This window comes from Martinezella hainanensis (assembly GCF_900094555.1).
Lineage (GTDB): Bacteria > Pseudomonadota > Alphaproteobacteria > Rhizobiales > Rhizobiaceae > Rhizobium > Rhizobium hainanense.
The window spans coordinates 387,122-410,025 of sequence record NZ_FMAC01000001.1; the positions used below are offsets into that span (position 1 = coordinate 387,122).

A 22,904-nucleotide genomic window follows, 5' to 3' on the forward strand; every position below is an offset into this window, starting at 1 on the left:
GGGCTTGCTTGGTATCTACATACGCGCCAGGGCATCTCATTCCAAATCACTGTTTCTTTCGTTTTGTTACGAAAGCAGCCGATTGAATTCATTGGATAATTTTAAATATGACAACAGGTATAAAATAAGGAAATCCGGGGTCTTGCGGCCCCGGATTTTATCAGGATGGTTAGCAACCTATTAAAAGGCTGCCCATTGCGGGTCAGTTCGACTGGCGGCGCAGGAAGGCCGGAATCTCGAGCTGATCGTCCTCATGGCTTGCCATGCGCGCCTGCGGAGCCTGGCGACCGTGATCGTCGAGATTGCCGCGACGCGGAGCATAGAGGCTTGCTTCCGGCGACGGTGCACGACGCTGCTGCGGAGCGGCGTTGTTCGTCGGAGCCATCATGTCGTCGAAAGCCGGATCTTCTTCGCGGCGGCCGAGCGAATTGGTGATTCGCTTCAGCAGACCCATCGGACCACGCTCTTCGGTCGCCTGGGCGACAGCCGGCTGGGCGCGGTGTTCCATTTCGGCCTTAACGACCGGCGGGAAATCCTCGACCTTCGGCATGCGGACCTGCTCGGGAGCCTGGCGAATGACCGGCTGCTGATGCATGACAGGCGCCTGCTGCTGCGGCTGAACCGGGGCCTGACGGACCGGCTGAGCTTCCGGAGCGGCTGCGAAGATGCGGCTCTGCGGACGGAAATTATCTTCCGGCGCTGCGGCCTGCGGCATGACCGGCTGCTGCTGGACCTGTGCCTGGCGGCCCATCTGGAATTCCAGTTCGCGCTCCAGATCGGCCTCTGCCGCACGAATGGTCTGAGCAACCGGATCCACGGTACGAGGAGCCGGAGCGGCAGCCTGTGCGATCGGGGCCTGCGCGACATGGGCAGGCTGAGCTGCGGCCGCTACCGGAGCGGCGGCCGCGGAAGGACGCATAGCGGGCTTTGCGGCCGGGCGGAATTCCATACCCCGATCGGCAGCTTCGTTCATCGCGCGGTCGATGCCCGTTGCGACGACGGAAACGCGGATGATGCCCTCAAGCGATTCGTCGAAGGTGGCGCCGAGGATGATGTTGGCGTCGGGGTCGACTTCTTCGCGGATGCGGGTCGCGGCTTCGTCGACTTCGAACAGGGTCAGATCGCGACCACCGGTGATCGAGATCAGCAGGCCCTGTGCGCCCTTCATCGAGGTTTCGTCGAGCAGCGGGTTGGCAATTGCGGCTTCGGCAGCCTGCATTGCACGGCCCTGGCCGGAAGCTTCGCCGGTACCCATCATGGCGCGGCCCATTTCGCGCATGACCGAACGGACGTCGGCGAAGTCGAGGTTGATGAGACCTTCCTTCACCATCAGGTCGGTGATGCAGGCAACGCCCGAATAGAGAACCTGGTCGGCCATCGAGAACGCGTCGGCGAAAGTCGTCTTGTCGTTTGCGATGCGGAAGAGGTTCTGGTTCGGAATGACGATCAGCGTGTCGACCGACTTCTGCAGTTCCTGGATGCCCATTTCGGCGAGACGCATGCGGCGACCGCCTTCGAAGTGGAACGGCTTGGTAACGACGCCAACGGTCAGGATGCCCTTGTTGCGAGCGGCCTGCGCAACGACCGGTGCAGCACCCGTACCCGTGCCACCGCCCATGCCGGCGGTAACGAAGCACATATGCGTACCGTTCAGGTGATCGATGATCTCATCGATGCACTCTTCGGCAGCTGCACGACCGACTTCCGGCTGCGAGCCGGCGCCGAGACCTTCCGTGACGTTGACGCCGAGCTGGATGATCCGCTCCGCCTTCGTCATGGTCAGCGCCTGCGCATCGGTGTTGGCGACGACGAAATCGACGCCCTGCAAGCCTGCCGTGATCATGTTGTTGACGGCATTGCCGCCACCGCCACCAACACCGAACACGGTGATTCGCGGCTTAAGCTCGGTGATATCTGGCTTATGCAGCTTGATAGTCATTGTACCCGTTCCTTCTCTTTATGGCCGCATCGCCACGCCGGCCAATTCACTCGATTTCACTTGCCTGATGCTTGCCCCGGACTGAATTTCCGGGATCAGGCACTCAGAAACTCTCTTTCAGCCATTGGCCGACGCGGCCGATCCGGCTGTTGTTACCCCCAAACGACGAGAGCAGACCGCTGCTCGGCGCATGTGTTTCCATGTCTGCGACCTGCGGATAGATCATCAGACCGACCGCTGTCGAAAAAGCCGGCCCCTTGGCTGCCGTCGGCAGACCAGACACGCCCATCGGACGACCGATGCGGACATTGCGGGCAAGAACCCGACGCGCCACATCGGGCAAGCCGGTCAGCTGGCTGGCACCGCCGGTCAGGACGACGCGCTTGCCGACGATCGGGCTGAAGCCCGAACGCTGGATGCGATCGCGAATGAGCTCGAGGGTTTCCTCGATGCGAGCCTTGACGATGCGCGATACAAGCGCCTTCGGCACCTGCGTCGGCTGGTCACGCTCATCTTCGCCGATCGGCGGGATGGAAATCAGTTCGCGCTCTTCGGAAGAATTCGCGAGCGCCGAGGCGTGAACGACCTTCAGCCGCTCCGCATCCTCGATACGGGTAGAAAGGCCGCGGGCAAGGTCCGTGGTGACATGGTGGCCGCCAAGGCTGACGGCATCGGTATGCACCAGCTTGCCCTCGGCAAAGACCGAGATCGTCGTCGTGCCGCCGCCCATATCGATCGCGGCGCAGCCGAGCTCGACTTCGTCGTCGACGAGGGCCGCAAGGCCACTGGCATAAGGCGTTGCCACCATGCCTTCGACCGAAAGATGCGCGCGGTTGATGCAGAGCTCGAGATTGCGAAGCGCTGCACGCTCTGCCGTCACCACATGCATGTCGACACCAAGTGCATCGCCGAACATCGCCAACGGATCGCGGATGCCGCGCTCGCCATCAAGGGAGTAACCCGTCGCCAGCGAATGCAGCACGGCGCGCTCCTGGCGAACCGACTGCTGGCAGGCCGCGGCCAGAACCTTCTTCAGGTCATTGGCTTCGACTTCCTGACCGCCGAGATCGATGGTCGCGGTGTAGATATCGCTGCCGAGGCGGCCGGCCGAGACGTTGACGATCAGGCTGTCGACAGTGAGGCCAGCCATACGCTCTGCGGCATCGACTGCAAGCCGGACAACCCCTTCCAGGGCGTCGAGATCGGCAATCACGCCGGTCTTGATGCCGCGGGAGCGCTGATGGCCGATACCGATGATCTCGATATTGTGTGTGCGGTTCGGGAGAACCTGGCTCTCCTCGCGCGGTGTCAGCCGGCCGATCATGCAGACGACCTTCGTCGAGCCGATGTCGAGGACCGACACGATATGCGACCGCTTCGAAGATAGCGGTTTCAACCGAGGCAGGCCGAAATGGGACGAACCGAATAAGCTCATGTATCCTGACCTGCTTTCTTCAAAGCCTTGTTTCTTGCATCGACTGCGGCCTGGCGACGAACTGCGGCATCCGGAGTTAACTCAATGGCGGTACGATCATCGATACGAAGATCGATGGCAGCGATATCGCGCTCGAGAAGGTTTTCGTCCTTGTCGAGCTTGGTCAGCCGCGCGAGCGCACCATCGATATTGTCTTCCGGCAATTTGATGATCACGCCGCTATCCAGATAGAGATCCCAGCGACGGCCGGCGACGCGCACGAAAGCCTTCACATGACTGCGAACATCGGGCCATTTTTCAAACTGGTCGTCGATGGAGGCAGCTGCGGTTTCGGCATCGCGACCGACGAAGAGTGGCAGCTTTGCAAATTTGTTGTCGCGCAGCGGCGCAATCACGCTACCGTCCTTCTGGATCAGCGAAAGCTCTGAACCGTGCTGCCAGATCGCATAGGCCTTGCGCTCCTTCAGCCTCACCTCGACGGTCCGCGGATAGACCTTGCGAACCTCGACATTCTGAACCCACGGCAGATTCGCAATCTTCTGGCGGGCCGCATCGGCATTCAGGGCGACGAGCGAGGTCGTGCCGTCGAGACCGAGCAGCTGCAGGATTTCGATTTCGGAGGTCTCGTCATTGCCGGAAACTTTCACATCCTCGATCGCGAAACCCGCGGCAGAGGTCGTTGCCTCCGCCACGGCCTGGGTATGACCGCCGACGGACATGCCGTAAAGGCCGGTCGCCGCAAGGAGAACCAGGGCGGAAACCGTACCCGTGTGAGCCGGAATATTGATGCGACCCGAGCCGAGGCTCACCAGGAAACGAACAGCGCGACGCAGCGGACGCGGCAGGACGAACGCGTCCTCAACGTCGTCGATGGCGAGCGGGACGCGATGACGGGACCGCCTCATATTTTTGACCGTCAGCGCAAACAAGACGCGTCCTCCACCATCCACCGGAGAAATTCACCAAAAGAGTAGCCGGCATGCGCGGCCATTTCAGGCACCAGGGAGGTAGGAGTCATGCCGGGCTGGGTATTGATTTCCAACCAGACAAGTTCGCCCTCTTCGGAAAAGCGATCGTCAAAACGGAAGTCAGATCGACTAACACCGCGGCAGCCGATAGCTTCATGCGCCCTTAACGATAATGTTTGTATGTTTTGGTAAAGATTCGGTGAAATTTCCGCCGGCAAGACATGTTTTGACCCACCCTTGGCGTACTTGGCGTCATAATCATAGAAGCTGTGGCCGAGCGGCACGATCTCCGTAACGCCGAGAACCTTGCCATCCATGACACCGCAAGTCAGCTCACGCCCGTAAATATAGCGCTCCACAAGCACCTCGTCGCCATAACGCCATTCGGAGGACGTGACGATCTGCGGTGGATGCGCCTGATCTTCCTTGACGATAACAACACCGAAGCTCGAACCCTCGCGCACCGGCTTGACGACATAAGGCGGCTTCATCGGATGTTCACCGACAATAGCGAAGCGGTCCATGACGATTGAGCTGGCAACCGGAATGCCCGCCGCCGCCGCAACCGTTTTCGCACGGGACTTGTCCATCGCAAGAGCGGAGGCAAGCACGCCGGAATGCGTATAGGGGATCTGCAGATACTCCAGAATGCCCTGAATGGTGCCATCCTCACCGAAAGGCCCATGTAGCGCATTGAAGACGACATCGGGCTTCAGCTCGGCCAGACGGCTCGCGACGTCATGATCGACATCGACACGAGTAACCTGAAAGCCTTCCGCTTCGAGGGCATCGGCACATGCCTTTCCCGAAGAAAGGCTGACGGGCCTCTCCGAGGAAAATCCGCCCAAAAGGACAGCCACATGCTTGCCACCCATCAATACCCCCGACTCCACGGTCTCTACTTTGCGTTTGCAGGGCTTCGCCTAACCGCGATTCTCGCCCCGCTTTCAATAGGCCGATTAGAACGACATTAAGGTTAATGAAGCGTTTACTTTCGTTAACTTTCCGCCGTCCTGGCGATGGCCGAATGGTTCGAATCAAACCGACTTAAAGAATTCTGCCATTGGAATCATGGAGTTGCTACTTTTGAAATTGCTACATTTAGATTTTTTTAAACAATAAGCCCCGCATCAAGGGATCGATGCGGGGCGCAAGGCTTTAAAATGACACCGATATCACTCGCTGTCGTCGACCAGTTTCCAGACGAGTCCACCCAACGCTCCGCCGACGATGGGCGCGACCCAGAACAGCCAAAGCTGCTGCAGAGCCCAACCACCGACGAACAGGGCCTGCCCCGTCGAACGGGCCGGATTGACCGACGTGTTGGTGATCGGAATCGAGATCAGATGGATCAGCGTCAGCGCCAGGCCGATGGCGATCGGCGCGAAGCCGGCCGGCACCTTGCTGCTCGTTGACCCCAGAATCACGACCAGGAAGAATAGGGTCAGCACGATCTCGGCCACCAATGCCGACACCATGGAATAGCCACCAGGGGAATGTTCCCCGTAGCCATTCGCCGCAAAGCCGCCGAGCTGGAAATCAGCCTTGCCGCTGGCAATCAGATAGAGCACCGCCGCCGCGACGATCGCACCGATCACTTGCGCGATGATATAGGGAATGAGCTGCCCGCCGGGAAAGCGGCCAGCGACGGTCAGGCCGACCGAAACAGCCGGATTGAAGTGTCCTCCCGATATGCCGCCGACGGCAAAAGCCATAGTCAGCACGGTCAGACCAAACGCAAAGGCAACACCTAGAAAACCGATACCAAGGCTCGGAAATGCCGCTGCAAAGATTGCACTGCCGCAGCCGCCAAATACGAGCCAAAACGTCCCAAGAAACTCAGCGATGAGTTTTTTCTGCATGAAACCCTTCTCCTCAGCCCGCAATCCAAGCGAGAATCGGCCATTGGTGAAAAAGATTCCGGCAAGGACTCGCCGGAGCACGCCTCTCCAATAACAAACGCCCGACTGATTGCTCACGAATCAACAATTACGGCAAAATAATAGCACGCAACCGCTGATTTCTTGCGCAGTTAGCGTTTGCGTTGAACAAAAATTACGCTAAGGACAATTTTTATCCGCTAAGCGCGCCTTAGCATCATCTGAATTGGTGGGAACATGACTGACGCGATATCTCCCTTATCGCCGACCCCCTCGTCATCGAACAATGCTGTTGCGAATTCCCCGGCACGTGTTCTGATCGCGAGCCTCATCGGCACAACGATCGAATTTTTCGATTTCTATGTTTATGCAACGGCGGCGGTTATCGTCTTCCCGAAGCTGTTCTTCCCGGCAAGCGACCCGACGTCGGCGACGCTGCAGTCCTTTGCCACCTTCTCCATCGCCTTCTTCGCTCGCCCCATCGGCGCGATGATCTTCGGCCATTTCGGCGACAGAATCGGCCGCAAGGCGACGCTGGTCGCAGCTTTGATGACCATGGGCCTGTCGACGATCGTGATCGGCCTGCTGCCGACCTATGAATCGATCGGCGTTCTCGCACCGATTCTGCTGGCGCTTTGCCGCCTCGGTCAGGGTCTCGGCCTCGGCGGCGAATGGGGCGGCGCGGTGCTGCTCGCCACGGAAAACGCTCCGGAAGGCAAGCGCAGCTGGTATGCCATGTTCCCGCAGCTCGGCGCACCGATCGGCTTCATCCTCTCGGCCGGCCTGTTCCTCATCCTGCGCGAAACCATGGCCGATGCGGACTTTTTGAGCTATGGCTGGCGCGTTCCCTTCCTGATCAGCATCGTGCTGGTTGCCGTCGGTCTCTATGTCCGCCTGAAGATCACCGAAACCCCGGAATTCCAGCGGGCTATCGAGAAGGAAGAGCGGGTTTCCGTTCCGATCGCAGTCATCTTCCGCTCGCATTTCCGCAGCTTGATTCTCGGCACGATCATCGCGGTCGCTACCTTCGTGCTGTTCTATCTGATGACGGCGTTTACGCTCAGCTGGGGCACCAGGCCTCCGGGCAACGGTCCGCTGCCGGCCGGTCTCGGCTATTCGCAGGGTCAGTTCCTCGTCGTCCAGCTCGTCGGCGTCGTCTTCTTCGGCCTGATGATCCCGCTCTCGGGCCTGTTGTCGGATCGCTATTCACGCCGTCTGGTTCTCATCCTGACGACGATCGGCATCCTGATCTTCGGCCTGTTCTATTCGTCGCTGCTGACGGCTGGCCTTGCCGGCGCCTTCGCCTGCTCGATCATCGGTCTCGCTCTGATGGGCTTCACCTATGGTCCGATCGGCGCCGCGCTGGCGGCCCCCTTCCCGACCACCGTGCGCTATACCGGCGCGTCGATGACCTTCAATCTTGGCGGCATCGTAGGCGCGTCGCTGGCGCCCTATATCGCCACCTGGCTCGCGACCAACTATGGCCTGGTCTATGTCGGCTATTACCTCGCCGGCGCAGCAATGCTCTCGCTGATCGGCATCCTGCTCTCGGGCAATGACGAAATCTGAGCAAACAAGCATAAGCAATTGAAAAGGCCGGGTGAAAACCCGGCCTTTTTCTTGATTCATTTTAGGAGGTTGGTGCCAATTGCAGCCCGGACCTACTCCGTCGTCACACCTTGGAACGGACGGACTTCCCGGCCCGGCATGAAGTGGCCGAGGCGCTTGATTTCCCATTCCAGCTTGACACCGGATTTTTCGAAAACCTCGCGACGCACCTGCTCGCCGAGATACTCCAGATCGTAGCCTGTGGCTTGCTCCATGTTGATCATGAAGTTGCAGTGCAGCGACGACATCTGCGCGCCACCGATAACCAGACCGCGGCAACCCGCCTCGTCGATCAGCTTCCAGGCAGAAAGACCGTCCGGATTCTTGAAGGTTGAGCCGCCAGTCTTTTCGCGTACCGGCTGCACCGTTTCGCGATGAGCGCGCACCGCATCCATCTCCGCGCGAATCTTGGCTCGATCTTCCGGGTAGCCTTCGAAAAGGACATGCGTGAAGATCAGATCTTCGGAAGCATCGGAGTGACGATAGGAGTAGCCCATCTCGGCGTTGGTCAGGACGTGCTTGTCACCCTTACGGTCGACCGCATGGACCTCAATGACACGCTCGCGGGTTTCGGCGCCATTGGCGCCTGCATTCATCCGTGCAGCACCGCCGATACTCCCCGGAATGCCATAGTAAAAATGGAAACCGCCTATGCTGTTGTCCATCGCCATGGCTGCGACATGCTTGTCCGGGCATATCGCGCCGGCCAGGATGCGGTTCTCGCCAGCAAGCTCGACGGAACCGAAACCCTTGGCCGAAAGCCTGAGGACAACGCCGGGAATGCCGCCATCACGCACCAATATGTTCGAGCCCACGCCGACGACCGTCAGCGGCACGTCTTCCGGCAGGATCTTCAGAAATGCGATGAGATCGTCCGTATCATGCGGCTGGAACATCAGTTCCGCCAGCCCACCGGCGCGGAACCACGTCACACGATCCATCGGAGCATCCGGCGTCAGCCGTCCCCTGATGTCCCTTACACCGTCGCCGAGCGACGCCAGAAGCTTTTCCCCATCTACCTGTTTCATGCGGACTTACCCGAGAGGCCTTCCAATTCCTTTGGCAATGATGCTGCCCAATATGTGATGCTGCCAGCTCCCAAGAGAACCACAAAATCACCTGGTCGCGCAATCTCTGCAACCATGACGGCAAGATCTTCCTGTGACTGCAGATAGCGTGCATCGCGATGACCACTGGCCTTGATGCGCGAAACCAGCGTCTGTGAATCTACGCCCTCGATCGGATCTTCGCCGGCGGCATAGACAGGCGCCAGGAAAATGCTGTCGGCATCGTTGAAGCAGGCGGCGAATTCTTCGAAGAGGCTCGACAGGCGCGTATAGCGGTGTGGTTGATGAACGGCGATGATGCGGCCCTTGCAGGCTTCACGCGCCGCCTTCAGCACCGCTTTGATTTCGACGGGGTGATGGCCATAGTCATCGAAGACCTTGACCCCGTTCCATTCGCCGGTCAGCGTGAAGCGGCGTTTGACACCGCCGAAGGACGCTAGCCCCTTGGCGATCGCCTCGCTCGAAATCCCGAGCCGGTTGGCGACGGCAACTGCAGCCGTTGCATTGGAAATGTTGTGACGGCCCGGCATCGGCATGACGAGATCCTTGATCTGGATCACTTTGCCCGTGCGGCGCCTTCGGATTTCGATATCGAATAGCGAGCGCGTGCCATCAATGCGCACATTTGAGAAACGCACGTCCGCCTGCGGATTTTCGCCGTAGGTGATGACCTTGCGGTCCTCGATGCGGCCAACCAGCGACTGCACTTCCGGATGGTCGATGCACATCACGCCGAAACCGTAAAATGGCACATTCTCGACGAACTGCCGGAAGGCGGCACGCACGGCATCGAAATTGCCGTAATGATCCAGATGTTCCGGATCGATATTGGTGACGACGGCGACGTCGGCAGGCAACTTCAGGAAGGTGCCATCGGATTCATCGGCCTCGACCACCATCCACTCGCCAGCGCCCATGCGTGCATTGGTGCCGTAAGCATTGATGATGCCGCCATTGATGACTGTGGGGTCAAGGCCGCCGGCTTCGAGCAGCGTCGCCACGAGCGAGGTCGTTGTCGTCTTGCCATGCGTGCCGCCAATGGCGATGGCATTGCGGAAACGCATCAACTCGGCCAGCATTTCGGCACGGCGCACGACCGGCAGCAGCTTTTCACGCGCGGCGACGAGCTCGGGATTACTCTTCTTGATGGCCGTAGAGACAACAACGACTTCGGCATCGCCGAGGTTCTCAGCCTTGTGGCCGATATGGACCGGAATGCCCTTGTCGCGCAGCCGCTGCACGTTGGCGCTCTCCGATTGATCGGAACCCTGCACGCGATGGCCGAGGTTATGCAACACCTCGGCAATGCCGCTCATTCCGATGCCACCAATACCGATAAAATGCACAAGGCCGATTGCCTTCGGCAGCTTCATGCGCCTGCCCCCTTGAATTGCTGAATTGAACGTCCCGCGGCAATAGCCTCAACCATGTCGGCAAGCAAGTTTGCCGCATCCGGCTTGCCCGCCTGCTTGGCTGATGCAGCCATCTTTGCGAGCTTTTCCGGCATGGTCATGGCGCCGCGCAGAATGGTGGAAAGTTTCTCCGACGTCAGTTCCGACTGCGCGATAACTTTCACGCCGCCGGTTGCAGCCAATGCCGCGGCATTGGCCGCCTGATCGTGATCGAGCGCATGCGGATAGGGAACCAGGATCGCCGGGCGTCCGATGACCGCAAGCTCGGAGACCGTGGAGGCACCGGAGCGGCAGAGAACCAGATGCGCAGCGCCGATACGCTCGGCCATATCATTGAAGAACGGCGCGACATCGGCACCCATGTCGAGCTTTCTTGCGCAGCTGTTGACCGTCTCCATGTCCTCGGGGCGCACCTGCTGGGTGATCCGCAGGCGCTTGCGCAGCGGCTCTTCAAGCAGGCTGATCGCGGTCGGAACGGCCTTCGAGAAATACTGTGCACCCTGGCTGCCGCCGAATACCACCAGATTGAACGGATCTTCCGGTCCGGACGGCATATAAGGACGCTTGGCAGCTTCGATGACAGCCGGGCGCACAGGATTGCCCGTCGTCACCGTCTTCTCGGCAAACGCGCCGTTGTCCGTGAGGAAGCCGCCCGCAATCGCACGCACGCGCGTCGCCAGCATCTTGTTGGCGCGGCCCATCACAGCATTCTGCTCGTGCAGCATGGACGGTACGCCCATGCGCGTCGCGGCCAGAAGCGGCGGAACCGTGGGATAACCGCCGAATCCGACGACGCAGACGGGCTTGAGGCGCTGGATCAGTTTGCGCGCTGCGCGCATGCCGGTCCACAGCGTCCAGAGGGCGCTCGCGACCTTCACGGGGTTCTTCGAACCGATCGTTGCCGAGGGCACGACATGGATCTCATCGGCCGGAAACTTGCCGGCGTAACGTTCAGCACGGCTGTCGGTGACGAGGTGCACAGAATAGCCGCGCTCCTTCAGCTTGTAGGCCAGCGCCTCGGCCGGAAAAACGTGACCGCCGGTTCCGCCGGCGGCAAGAAGGACAATGCCTTTACTCATAATTTTCGCTCCCGCGAATACCCCACTACTCGGGGCATCTCCCTAATATAGGAAGCTGCCTCGACCGCGTCATCGGCGCGGGCCAAGCCTTCCTCATAGACTGACGCTTTGTGAAAAGCGACCGCAGAATGAGGAGCAGGCGGGAGATATGAAGAGCAAATAAACGGCAGTTCCAAGACGATCACTCCGCCGGCAAACCATGCGTCACCCGGAACATGGTACGATCCTGCGCCCGTTTTTCCGGCCTGTGACGCGTCAGCGCCAGGATGAAGCCTGCTGTCACGCAGATCGCGGTCATCGACGAGCCACCATAGGAAATAAGCGGCAGGGTCATGCCTTTGGCCGGTAGCAGCTGCAGGTTCACGCCGATGTTGATGATCGACTGGATACCGATCTGCAGCACGAGGCCGGCGACGGCGAAGCGGTTGAAGTCGTTCTTTTCCTTATAGGCGTGCGACAGGCCGCGCAGCACGAGGAAGGCGAAGATCAGCACGAGTACCATACAGAAGATGGCACCGAACTCCTCGGCCGCAACCGAGAAGATAAAGTCGGTATGGGCATCCGGGATGATGCGCTTGACGGTACCTTCACCAGGACCGACGCCGAACCAGGTGCCGTGAACGATCGCTTCCTTGGCGGTGTCGACCTGGAAGGTATCGCCCTCGCCCGTCAGGAACTTGTTCACACGTTGAGCGACGTGATCGAAGACGTAATAAGCGGTGACGAAACCGCCTGCGCCAAGACCACCGAGCACGATGATCCACAGCCAGGGCATGCCGGCCATGAAGAACATGCCGCCCCAGACGGCGGTCGTCAGGATCGTCTGACCAAGGTCAGGTTGCGCGACAAGCAAGGCAACGACAATGCCGAAAAGAATGATGGCGAAGAGATTGCCAGGAATCTCGGGCTGGCGCGCATGTTCGGAAAACAGCCAGGCGCAGACGACGACGAAAGCAGGCTTCATGAATTCCGAAGGCTGGATCGACAAGGCCGCAATATTGACCCAACGCCGCGAGCCCTTGACTTCGATACCGAAGAAAAGCGCGAAAAGCATCATCGCCAGCGACACGATCAGCAGGATGACGGCAGTCCTACGCACCTGTCTGGGCGTCATGAAGGAAATGCCGATCATCGCCGCGATCGCCGGGACGAGGAACAGGGCGTGACGTTTGACGAAGTGGAACGGCTCGAGCCCGATGCGCTCCGCCACCGCGGGCGACGCCGCGAAGGACAGCATGAAACCGATGCCGATCAAGAGGATGAAAAGGGCGAGAAATACGCGGTCGATGGTCCAGAACCACTCGGCCAAGGCCCCACGTTCAACGCGGCTTACCATATCATTTGCCTCCAGCTGCTGAACCGATCAGCATGGTGACACCATCGATCGCAGCGACATGGCTGACGAAGGCGTCGCCCCTGACCTCGAAATTCTTATACTGATCGAAGCTTGCGCAAGCCGGTGACAACATCACCGCAGCCGACTCATGTTCGTCCCTGTCTGCGTCCGCGGCAGCATGCGCAACGGCGCGCTCCAGCGTGCCCGAAATTTCATAGGGCACCTGATCGCCGAGCGTCGCGGCGAAGGCAGGTGCCGCCTCACCGATCAGATAGGCCTTGGTTATGCGCGAAAAGAGCGGCGCAAGGCTGGTGATCCCGCCCTCTTTCGGCAGGCCGCCAGCGATCCAGTAGATATTCTCATAGCTTGAAAGTGCGGGTGCGGCCGCATCCGCATTGGTCGCCTTGGAATCATTGACGAAGACTACACGGCCGCGCTTTCCGACCGGCTGCATGCGATGCTTGAGGCCGGGGAACGATTTCAGCCCGGCTCGGATCTCCTCGGCCGAAACGCCGACGGCAAGGCAGGCCGCTATGGCCGCCGCCGCATTCTGCGCGTTGTGGCTGCCGCGCAAGGTCTGGATGCCGTCGAGATTGGCGATCTCGCTCGCCGCAGCGTTCGATGCCCGCAGGATGCGGCTGCCCTCGGCATAAAGACCATCCGCCAAAGCATGCCTGCGCGAAATCCGCATCACCTTGCCGCCCGCCCGTTCGATACGGTCGGCGATCAGGGAGGAATAGCTATCATCGATGCCAACGACGGCAATATCACTGCCGGCGACGAGCCGCTCCTTGATATCGGCATAATGCTGCATCGTGCCATGGCGATCGAGATGATCGGGCGTCAGGTTCAGCAGAATGCCGGCAGACGGGTTGAGCGTCGGCGCCAGGTCGATCTGATAGGACGAGCACTCGACGACATAAAAACGGCCCGCCTTTGGCGGATCGAGCGTCAGCACTGCGGTACCGATATTGCCGCCGAGCTGCGTGTCGCGACCGCTCGATTGCAGGATGTGGGCGATCAGCGCCGTCGTCGTCGATTTGCCGTTCGTTCCGGTAATGGCGATGAACGGGCAATCCGGCGCATGTGCCCGCCGCTCCCTCACGAAAAGCTCGACATCGCCGATAATCTCGACACCGGCTGCGTGGGCAAGATCGACGGTCCAATGGGGCTTCGGATGCGTCAGAGGCACGCCGGGCGACAGAACGAAGACCGAAAGACCATTCCAGTCGATCGTCCTGAGATCGGCGACCTTTATTCCCTCCACAGCCGCCTTGGCCACACTGTCCGGATTGTCGTCCCAGGCAGTCACATCAGCGCCACCGGCGACAAGCGCGCGCGCCGTCGCAAAGCCGGAGCCGCCGAGGCCGAAGAGAGCGACCTTCTTTCCGTTCAGCGTGGTGACGGGGATCATTCTTGCCTCACCGCAGCTTCAGAGTGGAGAGGCCGATCATCGCCAGGATGACGGCGACGATCCAGAACCGCACGACGACCTGGCTTTCCGTCCAACCCTTCTTTTCGAAGTGATGGTGGATCGGCGCCATCAGGAAGACACGGCGCTTGGTCATTTTGAAGAAGCCGACCTGGATGATGACGGAAAGCGCCTCAAGCACGAAGAGGCCGCCGATGATCGCCATGACGATCTCGTGCTTGGTGGCAACCGCAACCGAGCCGATCATGCCGCCGAGTGCCAGAGAGCCCGTGTCGCCCATGAAGATGGCGGCCGGGGGCGCATTGAACCAGAGAAAGCCAAGACCCGCCCCGATGACAGCACCGAGAACAACGGCAAGCTCACCCGTGCCAGGCACGAAATTGATCGCCAGATAGTCGGCAAAGACGAAGTTGCCCGCGAGATAGGAGATGATGCCGAAGGAAGCGGCCGCAATCATCACAGGCACGATCGCGAGCCCGTCGAGACCGTCCGTCAGGTTGACGGCATTGCCGGCGGCAACGATGACGAATGCACCGAAGAACACGAAGAACATGCCGAGATTGAGCAGCAGGCTCTTGAAGAAGGGGAAGGCGACAGACGAGCCGAAGGTCGAACCGGCCGGGCCGGAGGACAGCGCGGTCGTCATCATGAAATAGACGGCAATCGCGGCAATCACGAATTCAATGCCAAGACGCGCGCGGCCGGAAAAACCCTTGTCGCTCTGCTTGGTCACCTTGAGATAGTCGTCATAGAAGCCGATCGCGCCGAAGCCGAGCGTCACAAGCAGGGTGGCAACGACATAGACATTGGCGAGATCAGCCCAAAGCAGCGACGAGACGACGATGCCGGCGAGGATCATCAGGCCGCCCATGGTCGGGGTGCCGGCCTTCTTGAAATGCGTCTGCGGACCATCGGCGCGGATCGGCTGCCCCTTACCCTGACGTACGCGCAAGGAGGCGATGATTCGCGGCCCGAAGAGAAAAACGATCAACGCTGACGTGAACAGGGCACCGCCGGTACGGAACGTGATGTATCTGAACAGATTGAGGAATCTGAAGTGGGTACTGAAAAAATGAATATGGTCCGACAGTTCGGCAAGCCAGATCAGCATAAGAGCCCTTTCTAAAGCCCCTGATGGGTGTGGAGGCCCGTGTCGGAAAATGCGGGAAACTTGTCAAGCAAACCCGCAATGATCTTTCCAAACCCCATTCCCAGCGACGATTTCACCATCAAGACATCGCCGGGGGCGACAGAATTGAGCGCGAATTCCGAGAGCTCCTCAGTCGTCTCGTGATATTCGACATGAACACTTTCCGGCAGCTCATCCCTCAAAGCCGCCATCTCCGGACCCGCCAGCCAGACATGCTCGATGCCGGCCGCAAGTAGCGGCCCGGCAAGGTTGGCATGCACGCGCTGAGCGTAATCCCCCATTTCCAGCATGTCGCCGAGCATGGCGACTCGCCTGCCCGGCCGTCCGCCTGGCCCTGCATGCGGCGATGTCGTCGCCAGCAGCGCGATGGCCGCGCGCATCGATGCCGGATTGGCGTTGTAGCTCTCGTCGATCACCGTGAAGTAGCCGTTGCCGATCGCGCGCTTGTGGCGTTGACCCCTGCCCTTTTCGGGCTGCAGGTCGGCCAGCGCATCGACCGCCTGATCGAGATCGGCTTCCACGAGCATGACCGCGCCGAGCACGGCAAGTGCATTTTCCGCGATATGGCGGCCAGGTGCGCCAAGCGCCACTTCCATCGTCTCGCCGCCGATCGTCAGCCAAAGCGTCGAATTTTCCTCCGAAGCATTGAACTCCGCGAGGCGCACATCGGCCTTCGCGTGCTGGCCGAAGCTATGCACATGCTCGATGCCGGCCGCCACCGCAGCCTTTTCCAGCATCTCGAACTGATCGTTGTCATGATTGAGAATGGCATGGCCGCCCGGCACGACACCGTCGAAAATTTCCGCCTTCGCGGCGGCAATTTCGGTGATGCTATTGAAATTGCCGAGATGGGCCGGCGCGATCGTGGTGATGATCGCCACATGAGGCTGCACCATCTTGACGAGCGGCCTGATCTCTTCGGGATGGTTCATGCCGATCTCGAAAACGCCGAAATCGGTGTCCTCGGGCATGCGCGCCAAAGTCAGCGGAACACCCCAATGATTGTTGAAGGAGGCAACGGAGGCGTGCACCTTGCCTGATGGCGTCAGCGCACGGCGCAGCATCTCCTTGGTCGTCGTCTTGCCGACCGAACCGGTGACGGCGATAATCTTCGCCCGCGTACGCTTGCGGGCGGCAACACCGAGCCGTGCAAGCGCCGCCAGGACATCATCCACGACCACCTTCGGCACGGTCAGACTGCCCATTGCCGGCAGGCGCGCCTCGCTGATGACGATGAAGGCTGCGCCGTTCGCCATGGCGATATTGGCATAGTCGTGACCGTCGACGCGATCACCCTTGATGGCGAAAAAAGCCTCGCCCGGCTGGATGGAACGACTGTCTATGGAAATGCCCGTAATGCCCTCGGGCAATGCTCCGAAGGAGCGGCCAGAGATTGCAGCGATCAAATCCTCAGTTGTCCATAACCAGCTCAAGACTTCAAATCCTCCAATGCTTTGCGCAATTCGGCATGGTCGGAGAACGGCAGCGTCACGCCGCCGATCGTCTGACCTTCCTCATGCCCCTTACCGGCGACGATCAGCGTGTCGCCGGATTTCAGCAGTCCGACTGCCTTGCGGATCGCTTCGGCGCGATCACCGATCTCGGTCGCGCAGGCTGCAGCCGTCATGATTTCCTCACGGATCGTTGCCGGATCTTCCGAGCGTGGATTATCGTCGGTAACGACGACGACATCAGCAAGACGGCAGGCGATCTCGCCCATGATCGGACGCTTGCCGCGATCGCGGTCGCCGCCACAGCCGAAGACGACGATGACGCGGCCCGTCGTGAACGGCCGCACTGAATTCAGAACGTTCTCAAGCGCATCCGGCTTGTGGGCATAGTCAACATAGGCAAGCGCGCCGTCATGCGTATGCCCGACCAGCTCCAGCCGGCCCGACGCACCGACGAGCTTCTCAAGTGCCGCCATGGCGACTGGTGCAGCAACGCCGGTCGAGATGGCAAGACCAGCTGCAACCAACGCATTCGCGATCTGAAAATCGCCGGCCAGTGGGATATGAACTTCAAAGATGTCGTCGCCGACATGAACCTCGGCGATCTGCTTGTGGCGGAAGTGCTCGACGCGCTTCAACGTCAAAAAATCGCCCTTGCGCCCGACAGTGCGGACATCATGCCCCGCATCGCGGGCGGCGGCGATTGCCTGAGGGGACCAGGCATCATCGGCAAAAATGACGGCCGGCGAGCCCTTTGGCAGCAAATCCCGAAACAACCGCATCTTGGCGGCCATATAGTCCTCGACCGTCGGATGGTAGTCCATGTGGTCACGGCCAAGATTGGTGAAGGCAGCAGCGGCGAGCTTCACGCCATCGAGCCGGAACTGGTCGAGGCCGTGGCTGGATGCTTCCATGGCCGCATGCGTGACACCCTCGTCAGCAAGTTCGGCCAGCAGCTTGTGCAGTGACACCGGGTCGGGCGTCGTCAACGCACCATATTCGTTACGGGTCGGCGAAACGACACCGGTCGTGCCGATCATCGCGGCCGGATGACCGGCATAGGCCCAGATCTGGCGTGTAAAGGAAGCAACCGAGGTCTTCCCGGCCGTTCCCGTCACCGCCACCATGGTTTCGGGCTGGCGTCCGTAGAAGCGGGAAGCGGCAACTGAGAGAAACCGGCGCGGCTCGCCAACCTGCAGCAATGGCACATTGCCGGCACCGGCGTCGTGGCTTGCAACGATGACGGAGGCACCGCGCGCAACGGCATCGGCGATGAAACTTGCGCCGTCGGCCTTCGTCCCGGCGACGGCGACAAATGCCATCCCCGGCGCTACCTTTCGGCTGTCCGCGGAGATCCCGCTTATCTCAAGATCGCCAAGCGCCCCGCCAATTTGTGTGTTGAGTTCCGGAAACGTATTTCCGGCAATATCCCGCAAGTTCATCGAATGTACTTTTCGCCTTCTCGATCAGTCCGCCCCTCGCGAATCGACGTGTGTATTCTTTCACGCTTAATAAGACGCCAGCAAGGCCGAGTCATCTTTTCCAAAACTGGGCTGCACCCCGAGAATCGGCGCCGCGCGGGCGACGATATCACGGGCGATCGGCAAGGCCGTGAAGGCCGAAATCGTCCCGCCGCCGCGCTCGCCGCTCTTCGGCTCGTCGATGAAGGTCATGACGATGTATTGCGGATTGTCGATCGGAAACACGGCCATAAAGGTGTTGAAGTTCAGCGTATTGGAATACCGGCCGTTGACCACCTTATCGGCCGTGCCGGTCTTGCTGCCGACATTGTAGCCGGGAACGCGGGCGTTGCGACCCGAGCCCCTGGTGCCGTTGAACTCGAGCAGGAAGCGCACGTCATCGCTGGTACTCTTTTTGACGACCATCTTGGCGATGGCGTCGGCCTGGTCGCGCGTGCGCGGCAGGAAGGTCGGCTCGATCAGCTTACCGCCATTGACGAGCGCCGCTCCCGCGACAGCTGTCTGCAGTGGTGTCGTCGAGACACCGTGACCGAAGGAGATCGTGATAGAATTGATCTTCTTCCAGACGCGCGGCTGCGACGGCATTTTCACCTCGGGCAATTCGGTCTGCATCTTCGAGAGCAGACCGATACGGGTGAGGAATTCCTTATGGCCTTCGATACCGACGATATCGGCGATCTTGGCCGTGCCGATGTTCGAGGAGTACTGGAAGATTTCAGGAACGGTCAAAACGCGACGCTGGCCGTGGAAATCCTTGATGGTAAAACCACCGATGCGGATCGGATTAGTCGCATCGAAGGCATCACGCAACGTCACCTTGCCATCATCGAGCGCCATGGCCATGGTGAAGGTCTTGAAGGTCGACCCCATTTCGAACGTGCCGTTCGTCATGCGGTTGAGCCAGCCTTCGGTAGCGCCCTCGTTCGGATAGTTGGGATCGAAGTCGGGAGCCGAGGCCATGCCGAGAACCTCGCCAGTGTGGACGTCGAGGACCGCGGCACCTGCGCCCTTGGCCTGAAAATTCTTGACGGCGTTGACGACCGCATCGCGGACAATGCCTTGCACACGCAGATCGATCGAAAGCTTCACCGGCTGCAGCGGCTGATCGTTGGTCATGCCGGCGGCAGCGAGATCGGCAAGCCCCTGATCGTCGATATATTTCTCCATTCCGGCAACGCCGCGATTGTCGATATTGACGTAACCCAGGATGTGAGGAGCGGTCGTACCGCCCGGATAGAAGCGGCGCTTCTCGGGGCGGAAGCCGATGCCGGGAATGCCGAGCGCCAGAATCTGGCTCTGCTGCTTCGGCGTTAGCTGCCGACGCAACCAGGCGAAGTGCGAGGATTTTGCTGAAAGCTTCTTATAGGTCGACTTGGTATCGAGATCTGGCAAGACCTTGCGCAGCTCCTCGACGGCCTCATCTACGTCGATGATCTTGTTCGGCTCGGCAAACAGCGAGACGGTGCGGATGTCTGTTGCAAGCAGCGCGCCGTTGCGGTCGACGATGTCTGGACGCGAGGCCATCAGACGATCCGGCGGCAGAATGCTTGATGTCATATCCGGCAATGTCATGGCGAACTGGGCAAGCCGGCCGCCGATCACGCAGTAGACGGCAACGAAGCTTGCCACTAGCAGGACGACGCGGCTTTTTGCCTGATTGGACTTGCGTTTGCGCACGCCCTCGAAGCTCGAACGGGAGAATCCGTCGCTTGGGCGGTTGTTGCCGTCGGTGGAGAAGTGGGCCTTGCTCTTCAGGACCATGATGCGAGAAAGAAAAGACATTATTCCCTCACCGATCCCGTTGCCATGTTGTCGACATCCGGCTTCTTACGCTTGGCAAGAGCCGGCGGTTTCGGTCGTGGCGCCGGAGCGGCGGCCACATCGGCAATCGCCTTCCTGATCTGCGCATCCGTCGTATCGCCATTGCTCGAGGCGGTCGATGCGCCGCTCTTGGCGCCACCCGCCTTGCCGCTTTTCGGATCGTTGGAGGCTGTTACCGTTGGCGGCGGGAGCTGCGAGCGCAGCATCGGCAATTCGCTCGGCTGAACGATCGCCGTCGAGAGCGTCGGCTGCAGTTGAAGTTCGCCATTATAGTTATTGACGAGACGCTCGAGGCGGTTCGGCTGGGAAACCAGCGCCCAGTCCGCCTTGAGGAGATCGATCGTATCCCTCTCAAGCTTGATTTCGGATTCGAGGCGATGAACCTCTTCCAGCTTCAGCTCGGCACGATGCTTGATCGTATAGGTCACGCTGGCCATGGCCGTCATGACGCCGATCAGCACGATGTCAAAGGTCTTCAGCATTTCAGCCCCCAAGCTTTCCAAGACTGGCGAGATTGGGCAGATCGAAGATCGAAAGATCTGCCGCCTCCGCCGGAGCCAAGGTGCGAACCCCCGCACGCAACTTGGCCGAACGAGCGCGCGGATTGACCTCCGCCTCAGCGTCACTCGCAGAAATCATCGACTTGCCGACCGGCTCGAAGGTGGCAGGCCGCTCGTTCACGATCGGCATGTGCCGCGACCCGGCAGCACGACCCGAGCGATCGGCGAAGAACTTCTTGACGATCCGGTCCTCCAGCGAATGGAAGGTGACGACAACGAGGCGGCCGCCCGGCTTGAGGGCGCGCTCTGCCGCAAACAATGCCTGGGCCAGTTCGCCGAGCTCGTCATTGACGAAAATGCGCAAGGCCTGAAAGACGCGTGTAGCCGGATGGATCTTGTCCTTCGCCTTTCGCGGCGTCACGACCTCGATCAACCCGGCCAGATCGCGGGTGGTCACGAAAGGAGCCTCTGCACGGCGCTTCTCGATTGCATGCGCGATGCGCGGCGCCTGCTTTTCCTCACCCAGAAACACGAAGATGCGAATGAGATCGGCAAGCTTGGCGCGATTGACAACATCGGCAGCCGACACGCCGCTTGCCGACATCCGCATATCGAGCGGGCCGTTCTTGCTGAAGGAAAAACCGCGCTCGGCCTCGTCGATCTGCATGGACGAGACGCCGATATCGAGCACGACGCCATCAAGGCCGCCACCAGGCGCGTGATCAGCCAGCTCGGAAAACTGCGATTGAATAAGATTGAGGTGGCCGGCATGGGCCGAAACGAGCGCCCGCCCCGCAGCGATCGCCGTCGGATCGCGATCGAGCGCGATCACATTGGCACCGGCCTTGAGGATGGCCGATGTATAGCCGCCAGCTCCGAACGTTCCATCGAGAATGATTTTGCCGGGCGCCGGAGCCAGCGCCTCGATCACCTCCGAAAGAAGAACCGGAATGTGACGAACTGGTCCGCCACCGGCGTCAGAAGAACCTCCGCCTGAATTCGCCGCCATTCCGCTTCCTCGCTCTATTCCGAGCGCCTGCCCGCCAGCCTGCGCTCCTCTCGTGCCTGCGACTGCAAGGCCAGAAAAGCCTCCGGTCGCCACAATTGAAAATGATCCGCTCGCCCGACGAAGGTCACTTCGCCTGCAATTCCGGTGAAGTCGCGAATGAAATCCGTGACCATCAACCGCCCTTCGGCGTCGAGCTTCATGAAGACCCCGCCCCCGTGAATGAGGAGCGACATCTGGTTCGCCGCCGGCGAAAACGGATCGTCCGCCGCAATCTGCCGCTCGAAGCGATCGAGCAGATCGAGACCGCCGACACTGATCGCCGGAAACACAAAATCCTGGAAGCAGTACAACTCCTGGATATTGCGCTCGGCCAGCACGGAACGAAACGCCGCAGGCACGGAAACCCGCCCCTTGGAATCGATCCGGTTGGTCGCATTTGACAGGAAGCGGTTCATGACGCGAAACACCCGTCCCCCATGACCCGCAAGCCGCTACTCGCTCACAGGCACAGCCAAAATCGGACACAGCTTCGCAAGCCGAAAGAGCCGACACCCTTTCGACACCCCCAGAACGGGAGCAATCATGGCTTTGCGATGATTGGGCTCTGATTTGCCCTTGTGCAGTGTTGCTTTGGGATACCATGGGACCATATGGGCGTCAATGGGATGAAGCCACGTCAGACGTGGCCGCAGCCTGAATATTCATAAGACGTTAAGTTTAACGAAAGGTTAGGATCGGCTTCAGGAGACCTCCCGAAACGGATTGTTTTCACAAGCGAAAACCCTCGCCCACCGAGGCCGAGAACCCCAGAAACTCAGGGCATTCGGCAGCGTCCAAAATTATTTCGCGGAAGCGTCGGACGCGCCTTTCGAAGTGACGCGATGATTTGCCAGTTGGCCTGTAAGCCGGGTTCTGTATGGCTCCGACCGAAGCCGGAACGTGGCAGCCATTCATCTGGGACGGCGCTTGCGCGACGCCTCTTGCAACCCACCCGGATGACCGGCCCGGAAACAGGCTGGAGCGCTTGCGCGCTCCGTGTCATCCCTATTCGGTTTTGCTCCCGGTGGGGTTTTCCGTGCCGTCGCTGTTTCCAGAGACGCGGTGGGCTCTTACCCCACCCTTTCACCCTTACCCGATCCTGAGACCGGGCGGTTTGCTTTCTGTGGCACTTTCCCTGAGGTTGCCCCCGCCGGACGTTATCCGGCACCGTGTTTCCGTGGAGCCCGGACTTTCCTCACCTCATCGCCTTTCGGCATTGATGAAGCGCGGCTGCCCGGCCAACTGGCACAGGCTCATTAACCGAGACCGCCCGCAATTGCCATCGAAATATGCTGAT

Annotated in this window: 18 protein-coding genes and 1 other RNA gene; 1 reads left to right on the top strand and 18 read right to left on the bottom strand. The window is 60.2% G+C overall.

The window, feature by feature from the left end; genetic code table 11:
• Positions 1-202: 202 nt before the first annotated feature.
• From ftsZ to aqpZ, 5 genes are all read right to left on the bottom strand, one after another.
• On the bottom strand, positions 203-1,939 hold the full coding sequence (gene ftsZ / locus GA0061100_RS01855) for a cell division protein FtsZ (protein ID WP_075850913.1): 1,737 nt from the start codon (positions 1,937-1,939) through the stop codon (positions 203-205).
• 103 nt (positions 1,940-2,042) lie between these two features.
• Positions 2,043-3,374 (bottom strand): cell division protein FtsA, encoded by a 1,332-nt coding sequence (gene ftsA / locus GA0061100_RS01860; RefSeq protein ID WP_075850914.1) that lies wholly within the window; start codon positions 3,372-3,374, stop codon positions 2,043-2,045.
• Positions 3,371-4,303, bottom strand: a complete 933-nt coding sequence (locus GA0061100_RS01865) for a cell division protein FtsQ/DivIB (RefSeq protein WP_075850915.1) — start codon at positions 4,301-4,303, stop codon at positions 3,371-3,373. The genes ftsA and GA0061100_RS01865 overlap by 4 nt, the downstream gene beginning before the upstream one ends.
• A complete protein-coding gene (locus tag GA0061100_RS01870; RefSeq protein ID WP_075850916.1) occupies positions 4,291-5,217 on the bottom strand; it encodes a D-alanine--D-alanine ligase in 927 nt (308 codons plus the stop codon). Before GA0061100_RS01870 ends, GA0061100_RS01865 begins: the two co-directional genes overlap by 13 nt.
• A 300-nt stretch (positions 5,218-5,517) precedes the next feature.
• A complete protein-coding gene (gene aqpZ, locus GA0061100_RS01875) occupies positions 5,518-6,204 on the bottom strand; it encodes an aquaporin Z (protein WP_075851845.1) in 687 nt (228 codons plus the stop codon).
• A gap of 255 nt (positions 6,205-6,459) precedes the next feature.
• Between aqpZ and GA0061100_RS01880 the strand changes: the two genes are divergently transcribed.
• Positions 6,460-7,791, top strand: a complete 1,332-nt coding sequence (locus tag GA0061100_RS01880) for an MFS transporter (RefSeq protein ID WP_075850917.1) — start codon at positions 6,460-6,462, stop codon at positions 7,789-7,791.
• Positions 7,792-7,883: 92 nt separating this feature from the next.
• Here GA0061100_RS01880 and murB read toward each other — a convergent pair whose 3' ends face one another.
• The 13 genes from murB to rnpB form a co-directional block, all read right to left on the bottom strand.
• Positions 7,884-8,858: a UDP-N-acetylmuramate dehydrogenase gene (gene murB, locus GA0061100_RS01885; protein WP_075850918.1), complete on the bottom strand. Its 975-nt coding sequence runs from the start codon at positions 8,856-8,858 to the stop codon at positions 7,884-7,886.
• Positions 8,855-10,270, bottom strand: coding sequence for a UDP-N-acetylmuramate--L-alanine ligase (gene murC, locus GA0061100_RS01890; RefSeq protein WP_075850919.1), 1,416 nt, complete (start codon positions 10,268-10,270; stop codon positions 8,855-8,857). The genes murB and murC overlap by 4 nt, the downstream gene beginning before the upstream one ends.
• Positions 10,267-11,388 carry an undecaprenyldiphospho-muramoylpentapeptide beta-N-acetylglucosaminyltransferase gene (gene murG, locus GA0061100_RS01895; RefSeq protein ID WP_075850920.1) on the bottom strand — a complete coding sequence of 374 codons (1,122 nt, stop codon included), beginning with the start codon at positions 11,386-11,388 and terminating at the stop codon, positions 10,267-10,269. Before murG ends, murC begins: the two co-directional genes overlap by 4 nt.
• Before the next feature lie 181 nt (positions 11,389-11,569).
• Entirely contained in the window at positions 11,570-12,724 is a 1,155-nt protein-coding gene (gene ftsW, locus GA0061100_RS01900; RefSeq protein WP_015340353.1) for a putative lipid II flippase FtsW, read from the bottom strand.
• 1 nt (position 12,725) lies between these two features.
• Positions 12,726-14,138 (bottom strand): UDP-N-acetylmuramoyl-L-alanine--D-glutamate ligase, encoded by a 1,413-nt coding sequence (gene murD, locus GA0061100_RS01905; RefSeq protein WP_075850921.1) that lies wholly within the window; start codon positions 14,136-14,138, stop codon positions 12,726-12,728.
• 7 nt (positions 14,139-14,145) lie between these two features.
• Positions 14,146-15,267, bottom strand: a complete 1,122-nt coding sequence (mraY, locus tag GA0061100_RS01910) for a phospho-N-acetylmuramoyl-pentapeptide-transferase (RefSeq protein WP_075850922.1) — start codon at positions 15,265-15,267, stop codon at positions 14,146-14,148.
• Positions 15,268-15,278: 11 nt separating this feature from the next.
• Positions 15,279-16,739: a UDP-N-acetylmuramoylalanyl-D-glutamyl-2,6-diaminopimelate--D-alanyl-D-alanine ligase gene (locus GA0061100_RS01915; protein ID WP_075850923.1), complete on the bottom strand. Its 1,461-nt coding sequence runs from the start codon at positions 16,737-16,739 to the stop codon at positions 15,279-15,281.
• Positions 16,736-18,199: a UDP-N-acetylmuramoyl-L-alanyl-D-glutamate--2,6-diaminopimelate ligase gene (locus GA0061100_RS01920; RefSeq protein ID WP_075850924.1), complete on the bottom strand. Its 1,464-nt coding sequence runs from the start codon at positions 18,197-18,199 to the stop codon at positions 16,736-16,738. Before GA0061100_RS01920 ends, GA0061100_RS01915 begins: the two co-directional genes overlap by 4 nt.
• Positions 18,200-18,265: 66 nt before the next feature.
• Positions 18,266-20,020, bottom strand: a complete 1,755-nt coding sequence (locus GA0061100_RS01925; protein WP_075850925.1) for a peptidoglycan D,D-transpeptidase FtsI family protein — start codon at positions 20,018-20,020, stop codon at positions 18,266-18,268.
• Entirely contained in the window at positions 20,020-20,541 is a 522-nt protein-coding gene (ftsL, locus tag GA0061100_RS01930) for a cell division protein FtsL (protein ID WP_075850926.1), read from the bottom strand. Before ftsL ends, GA0061100_RS01925 begins: the two co-directional genes overlap by 1 nt.
• A 1-nt stretch (position 20,542) precedes the next feature.
• A complete protein-coding gene (gene rsmH, locus GA0061100_RS01935) occupies positions 20,543-21,568 on the bottom strand; it encodes a 16S rRNA (cytosine(1402)-N(4))-methyltransferase RsmH (protein WP_075850927.1) in 1,026 nt (341 codons plus the stop codon).
• Positions 21,569-21,582: 14 nt separating this feature from the next.
• Positions 21,583-22,023, bottom strand: a complete 441-nt coding sequence (mraZ, locus tag GA0061100_RS01940) for a division/cell wall cluster transcriptional repressor MraZ (protein ID WP_075850928.1) — start codon at positions 22,021-22,023, stop codon at positions 21,583-21,585.
• A 430-nt stretch (positions 22,024-22,453) separates the two neighbouring features.
• An RNA gene (gene rnpB / locus GA0061100_RS01945) (RNase P RNA component class A) lies at positions 22,454-22,853 on the bottom strand.
• Between the last annotated feature and the right edge of the window lie 51 nt (positions 22,854-22,904).